The sequence below is a fragment of the Stenotrophomonas sp. Steno-Z4 genome, from assembly GCF_056393145.1.
This window is the reverse complement of record NZ_JBWJPC010000015.1, coordinates 1-3359: the sequence shown is the minus strand read 5'-3', so window position 1 is coordinate 3359 and position 3359 is coordinate 1. Positions and strand designations below refer to the sequence as shown.

The window sequence follows — 3359 nt, the reverse complement described above, 5'->3', positions numbered from 1 at the left end:
CCGAGTTCGGGATGGGATCGGGTGGTTCCACAGCGCTAATTTCACCAGGGAGACGGTTGGAGCGTCGCCATCCAAACAACGGATTTAGGCGCCTGCCTCTCATAGTTCTTGTGACGTAGCGTGCACTTGTGCTCTATCGACATGTCATGTCGGCCAAGGCAACTTGAGGTTATATGGTCAAGCCACACGGATCATTAGTATCAGTTAGCTCAATACATTGCTGTACTTACACACCTGACCTATCAACCACATAGTCTATATGGTTCCTTCAGGGGGCTTGTGCCCCGGGAGATCTCATCTTGAGGCGCGCTTCCCGCTTAGATGCTTTCAGCGGTTATCGCTTCCGAACATAGCTACCCGGCAATGCCACTGGCGTGACAACCGGAACACCAGAGGTTCGTCCACTCCGGTCCTCTCGTACTAGGAGCAGCCCCTCTCAAATCTCCAACGCCCATGGCAGATAGGGACCGAACTGTCTCACGACGTTCTGAACCCAGCTCGCGTACCACTTTAAATGGCGAACAGCCATACCCTTGGGACCGACTACAGCCCCAGGATGTGATGAGCCGACATCGAGGTGCCAAACACCGCCGTCGATATGAACTCTTGGGCGGTATCAGCCTGTTATCCCCGGAGTACCTTTTATCCGTTGAGCGATGGCCCTTCCATACAGAACCACCGGATCACTAAGTCCTAGTTTCCTACCTGCTTGATCCGTCGATCTTGCAGTCAAGCACGCTTATGCCTTTGCACACAGTGCGCGATGTCCGACCGCGCTGAGCGTACCTTCGAGCTCCTCCGTTACTCTTTAGGAGGAGACCGCCCCAGTCAAACTACCCACCATACACGGTCCCCGACCCAGATAATGGGCCCAGGTTAGAACGTCAAGCACGACAGGGTGGTATTTCAAGGATGGCTCCACCACAGCTAGCGCCATGGTTTCATAGCCTCCCACCTATCCTACACAGACGAACTCAACGTTCAGTGTAAAGCTATAGTAAAGGTTCACGGGGTCTTTCCGTCTTGCCACGGGAACGCTGCATCTTCACAGCGATTTCAATTTCACTGAGTCTCGGGTGGAGACAGCGCCGCTGTCGTTACGCCATTCGTGCAGGTCGGAACTTACCCGACAAGGAATTTCGCTACCTTAGGACCGTTATAGTTACGGCCGCCGTTTACTGGGGCTTCGATCAAGAGCTTCGCCTTGCGGCTGACCCCATCAATTAACCTTCCAGCACCGGGCAGGCGTCACACCCTATACGTCCACTTTCGTGTTTGCAGAGTGCTGTGTTTTTGATAAACAGTCGCAGCGGCCTGGTTTCTGCGGCCCTCTTCAGCTATAGCTCGCATGAGCCACCAAAAAGGGCGCACCTTCTCCCGAAGTTACGGTGCCATGTTGCCTAGTTCCTTCACCCGAGTTCTCTCAAGCGCCTGAGAATTCTCATCCTACCCACCTGTGTCGGTTTACGGTACGGTCTGCGTAAGCTGAAGCTTAGGAGCTTTTCCTGGAAGCGTGGTATCAGTGACTTTGTCTTAAAGACTCGTCTCGGTGCTCGGTCTTAAAGGATCCCGGATTTGCCAAAGATCCAAACCTACCGCCTTTCCCCCGGACAACCAACGCCGGGTACACCTAACCTTCTCCGTCCCTCCATCGCACTTACGCGAGGTGCAGGAATATTAACCTGCTTCCCATCGACTACGACTTTCGTCCTCGCCTTAGGGGCCGACTCACCCTGCGCCGATTAACGTTGCGCAAGGAAACCTTGGGCTTTCGGCGTGCGGGTTTTTCACCCGCATTATCGTTACTCATGTCAGCATTCGCACTTCCGATACCTCCAGCAGACTTCTCAATCCACCTTCAACGGCTTACGGAACGCTCCTCTACCGCGTACATATAAATATGCACACCCCAAGCTTCGGTTCACTGCTTAGCCCCGTTAAATCTTCCCCGCAGACCGACTCGACCAGTGAGCTATTACGCTTTCTTTAAAGGGTGGCTGCTTCTAAGCCAACCTCCTGGCTGTCTGTGCCTTTCCACATGGTTTTCCACTTAGCAGTGAATTTGGGACCTTAGCTGTGGGTCTGGGTTGTTTCCCTTTTCACGACGGACGTTAGCACCCGCCGTGTGTCTCCCATACAGTCCGTCTCGGTATTCGGAGTTTGCAATGGTTTGGTAAGTCGCGATGACCCCCTAGCCATAACAGTGCTCTACCCCCGAGAGGATACATATGAGGCGCTACCTAAATAGCTTTCGAGGAGAACCAGCTATCTCCGGGTTCGATTAGCTTTTCACTCCTAATCACAGCTCATCCCCGTCTTTTGCAACAGACGTGGGTTCGGGCCTCCAGTACCTGTTACGGCACCTTCACCCTGGCCATGACTAGATCACCCGGTTTCGGGTCTACTGCCCGCGACTATGCGCCCTTATCAGACTCGGTTTCCCTTCGCCTCCCCTATACGGTTAAGCTTGCCACGAACAGTAAGTCGCTGACCCATTATACAAAAGGTACGCAGTCACTCTTTCGAGCTCCTACTGCTTGTACGCACACGGTTTCAGGATCTATTTCACTCCCCTCTCCGGGGTTCTTTTCGCCTTTCCCTCACGGTACTGGTTCACTATCGGTCGGTCAGTAGTATTTAGCCTTGGAGGATGGTCCCCCCATGTTCAGACAGGGTTTCACGTGCCCCGCCCTACTCGTCTTCACTGGAGTGGCCCTTTTAAATACAGGGCTATCACCTTCTATGGCCAGCCGTTCCAGGCTGTTTTTCTAGAACCATTCCAGCTTAAGGGCTAGTCCCCGTTCGCTCGTCGCTACTCAGGGAATCTCGGTTGATTTCTTTTCCTCTGGTTACTTAGATATTTCAGTTCACCAGGTTCGCTTCCAGCAGCTATGTATTCACTGCAGGATACCCGCAAGCGGGTGGGTTTCCCCATTCGGACATTACCGGATCAAAGCTTGTTGCCAGCTCCCCGATACTTTTCGCAGGCTGCCACGTCCTTCATCGCCTCTGACCGCCAAGGCATCCACCGTGTGCGCTTATTCGCTTGACCATATAACCGCAAGTTGCCTTGGGTTATATATATGACCCGGGGGTACAAAGCCCGGATACGAAATATAACGACTCAATTAATAAGAAGACATTTAAGTCTTCCGCCTTAGCCTCACGACACGTCAAGATAGAATCTCAAACGCTCGCTACGTCACAAGTTTTAAAAGAACACGTACCGGCCACAATGCCGATGCGTAATAAATTCTTTGTATGCGCTGGTCATTCAGAGTTGGTGGGTCTGGGTAGACTCGAACTACCGACCTCACCCTTATCAGGGGTGCGCTCTAACCACCTGAGCTACAGACCCA

1 tRNA gene and 1 rRNA gene are annotated in these 3359 nt (G+C 52.9%); both read right to left on the bottom strand.

The features are described 5' to 3' along the window. Positions 1-173: 173 nt before the first annotated feature. A 23S ribosomal RNA gene (locus tag AC06E7_RS19055) occupies positions 174-3052 on the bottom strand. 229 nt (positions 3053-3281) lie between these two features. Next, positions 3282-3358: transfer RNA gene (locus AC06E7_RS19050), tRNA-Ile, on the bottom strand. Position 3359 lies beyond the last annotated feature (1 nt).